The following is a 3837-nucleotide window of genomic DNA, read 5'->3' on the forward strand; positions in this document are numbered from 1 at the left end:
AGTTCTTTCAGAACTAAGTTGACATTTCTACCGTATATCCTTATTTTTATTTATTTTTTACTATATATTAATCTATTTTGTCGGGTGCGAGTCGTAATTGTATTAAAAACAAAAGAGCGGACTTTTATCCCGCTCCTAATTGTAATAAACTCATGTTTACAGGCTAGCGATAGTTTTTTCTATAGATTTCGATCCCTTTCTTTATCGACATGAGGCCGAAATCATCTGCATTTAACTCTTCCTTTTTCAGGATAACGGCTTCGGCTGCATCATCTTCTGCATGGACGCCATCGAAGTTTTCCACATAACATTCAAAAAACATATCCACTGTGTGTACCTCAAAGCCGCTATACATATATAGATTAGGAATAGAAAACAGATAACGACATTCGGTAATATCCAATCCTGTCTCTTCCTTCACTTCACGATGTGCCGCTTCTTCAGCCGATTCATGCATATCGACAAAACCTCCCGGTAAATCGAGTGTTCCTTTGGCCGGATCTTTGGCACGACGCACCAATAAGATTTCTCCTGCCGCGTTGCGGATAAAACAGGCAACGGCCGATGAAGGATTGAAATAATAAACGAAGCCGCATGTCGTGCATTGTTTAGCTTTCTCATTACGTTCGACGAAAGTTTTAGCACCACACTGGGGGCAATAAACGAACTGATGTAAAGGATGACTCATAGAATAAACTGATATATAATGTATATAAATGAATAAGGGCGGCTTTAGGCCGCCCTCGATCCGGGGAAAATCCCCAGTGAAATACGATTATTCTTTCACTTCCCAACCCAAAGCACTTGCACCTAATACAGCTGCATCGCTTTCTTTCAATTGAGAGAAAAGAAGTTTTGTTTTACCTTCGTACACTTTCAGCATGTTCTTTTCCATAGAACGTTTGATCGGATTCATGATCAGATCGCCTGCCTTGGTCAGACCGCCGAACAGAATGATAGCTTCCGGACTGGAGAACGCAACAGCATCAGCAAAAGCTTCACCCAGGATATTACCTGTAAATTCAAAGATTTCCTGAGCCAGTTTATCATTCTTCATCGCTGCATCATATACATCTTTTGAAGTGATTTCATCCGGATCCAGTTCACGCAACAAGCTGTCGTCTTTACGGATTTCCAGATATTCACGTGCTGTACGGGCTACACCTGTTGCAGATGCATACGTTTCCAGACATCCCTGGCGACCGCAACCGCAAGGACGACCGTTGTTACGACGCATAATAACGTGTCCCAACTCACCGGCAAACCCGTCATGTCCGTAAACCAGATTACCGCCGATAACGATACCGCTACCAACACCTGTTCCCAGTGTGATCACGATAAAGTCTTTCAGGCCGCGTGCTGCGCCATAAGTCATTTCTCCGATCGCTGCAGCATTCGCATCGTTAGTCAGTGCTACGGGAATACCTCCGATCTGTTCGCTGATCAACTGAGCTAAAGGAATTTTACCTTTCCACGGAAGGTTAGGTGCAAATTCGATACAGCCGTTGAAGAAGTTACCATTGGGAGCTCCTACGCCTACACCTTTGATTTTGTCGGGACCACCAGCTTGTTCGATCACTAATGATAAACCTTGACCAAGTTCGGTCACATAATCATTAATGTCATTATATTTACCTGTTTTGATCGATCCACTGTACAAGATTGTTCCTCTTGCGTCTACTACTCCAAAAACAGTATTGGTACCGCCTATATCAATACCTACTACATAAGGCTTCTCCATGATTTTATATTTATGATTAATAATGAGATTTTCTGGAAAGCAAATATAAGAGGAATCTGATTAGCTGCAATGATTTTCTTCAAAAAAATGATGAATTGTTTCAGTTTTCAGTTGTGACAATAAATGTAACTTCAATTTGTTATTCGATCAAAATGTGTCATTTTCAGCTTTTTTCCTGCTTTGGATAGTGGATTTATCGGGATTTGTTTTATATTTGGTAGATTCTTAACTCATTAATGAATAACACTATGCCACAGGTTTCAGACATACGGCTTATGGTCCGGGCGGAACAACCTGTTTTATCGGCCCGCATAAAAGTCAGTTACAACAATTTGGAAGGAATGTTCGCCAGGAAGCGCGAAGAAGCATTGAGCCTTTTACGGAAGACAGGGGTTTATATGACCGATGTACCGTTTATTATTTACTACGATTTTATGAATTTGGATATGTACGACCTGGATGTGGAGTTCTGCTTTCCGGTTTCTTGCCTGATGGAAGGGAATGAAGGTGTGCAACCCCGCGTCATTCCACAATCGAAGGTGGTCCACTGCCTGTTCAAGGGCGATTACGACGAAATGGATTATTTGTATGGTGAAATGACTTCCTGGATGATGCAGAAAGGCTATGAGCCGGAAGGCACTGCTTATGAATATTATTACCGCCGGAAAGAAGAACCTTATGACGACCGTTTAACCAAAATTGTATTGCCGGTAAAAAGCTGATACAATTTTGGTCGTTGGTGTTTTTTTCTTTATTTAGCGGGTAATATTTCGATCCAGTAATCATCCGGGTCATTGATGAAATATAATCCCATATCAGTATTCTCGTAGCATACGCAGTCCATTTCCTTATGGAATTTACGGACTTCATCGTAATCGCCGGCTACACGGAAACAGAGATGGCTTTCGTTATCTCCCAGTTCGTATGGTTCGTTACGGTCTTTCAGCCAGGTCAGTTCCAGCAGGAAGCCGGTCTGATCGTCTGTCAGGTAAACCAGTATGAATGAACCGTCTTTCGCTTCTTTTCGATGGTGTTCTTTCAGCCCCAGCGCTTTGTTGTAGAAAGCGATACTTCTTTCAAGGTCGAGAACATTAATGTTGAAATGATCAAATCTACTTTTAATTTCCATAATTGATATCTTTATAAATTAAAAATCAGTGCCTTCACCCGGTACGGACAACAAAATATAGCGGCATCCCTTCGATTCGGCATAAGGGCCGAAAGCTACTACTTCGGTGGGACGTTCCCAGAAGTGCATGGGGACTAATACGTCTGTCTTTATCCGGTCGACAAACTGCTCGGCTCCCCGCATGAAGTCCGTACCGATACGTGGGTCGACAGGGAACATGGCGAGGTGCAAATGTTGTGTCGTTTGAGTCAATGTTGTCAGTTCGTGCAGGTAATCACCTTCCGCCTTAGCCACTTCCTGCGGTGTCGATTCGTCTTTCCAGTGCCAGTTATTAAGGTCGCCGGCGTGGAACAGTTGTTTCCCTTCCGCTTCTATCAGGAAAGAGATACCGACATCGGTCGAACCAAAAGCCTGGATGCGGATATGCTCGTCTTCAAATACATCCCCTTTTTTCAGAAAAGTGGCATCTTCGGCTTTCGCACGCCGACGTTTCAGGATGTCTTTGGAAAAAATATATTTGATATCCGGCTTGATCTCTTTCCATTTTAAAATGTCCGGGTTGAAATGGTCCGGATGAAAATGGGAAGATAATATATATAATGTCCCTGCGCGATGGAGTAATTCATTATGAACGAATCCAGTATCCGGCGTCTTCCCCGTGTCTTTAAAATAATCGATCAGGATAGCATATCCGTCTGCTTCAATGGCAAAGCCGCTATGATAAATATAAGTAAATCTCATACTGTTTTCTTTTGTTTTCATGTAAATAAAACACGATATGATGTGATTAAGTTGCTTCCTGCGGTACAAATATACAAAAGGATGAACTGAATTTAGAAATAGTCCGGAGATAATCCGAAAAGTATACGAAGAAAGTATATTTACTATCCTATGTAAACTGATTTACTATGTGTCCTGTCCTGAAATAAGTTGACAGTCTTGAAAAAAAATAAGTTTCAAAAAGGAC

At 41.9% G+C, this 3837-nt stretch carries 5 protein-coding genes; 1 reads left to right on the forward strand and 4 read right to left on the reverse strand.

All coding sequences use genetic code 11. The annotated features are described in order from the left end of the window. Positions 1-163: 163 nt before the first annotated feature. Entirely contained in the window at positions 164-688 is a 525-nt protein-coding gene (locus DWX23_RS24645; RefSeq protein ID WP_122376445.1) for an NUDIX domain-containing protein, read from the reverse strand. Positions 689-775: 87 nt separating this feature from the next. Beyond that, positions 776-1741, reverse strand: a complete 966-nt coding sequence (locus DWX23_RS24650; RefSeq protein WP_122353282.1) for an ROK family protein — start codon at positions 1739-1741, stop codon at positions 776-778. 248 nt (positions 1742-1989) lie between these two features. Between DWX23_RS24650 and DWX23_RS24655 the strand changes: the two genes are divergently transcribed. Beyond that, positions 1990-2463: a GyrI-like domain-containing protein gene (locus DWX23_RS24655; protein ID WP_122376446.1), complete on the forward strand. Its 474-nt coding sequence runs from the start codon at positions 1990-1992 to the stop codon at positions 2461-2463. A 29-nt stretch (positions 2464-2492) separates the two neighbouring features. Here DWX23_RS24655 and DWX23_RS24660 read toward each other — a convergent pair whose 3' ends face one another. Further along, positions 2493-2870 (reverse strand): VOC family protein, encoded by a 378-nt coding sequence (locus DWX23_RS24660; RefSeq protein WP_122353284.1) that lies wholly within the window; start codon positions 2868-2870, stop codon positions 2493-2495. An 18-nt stretch (positions 2871-2888) separates the two neighbouring features. Then, a complete protein-coding gene (locus tag DWX23_RS24665; protein ID WP_122376447.1) occupies positions 2889-3611 on the reverse strand; it encodes an MBL fold metallo-hydrolase in 723 nt (240 codons plus the stop codon). Positions 3612-3837: the final 226 nt, after the last annotated feature.

Source organism: Parabacteroides sp. AF18-52 (assembly GCF_003479145.1).
In the GTDB taxonomy this organism is placed as follows: domain Bacteria; phylum Bacteroidota; class Bacteroidia; order Bacteroidales; family Tannerellaceae; genus Parabacteroides; species Parabacteroides faecis.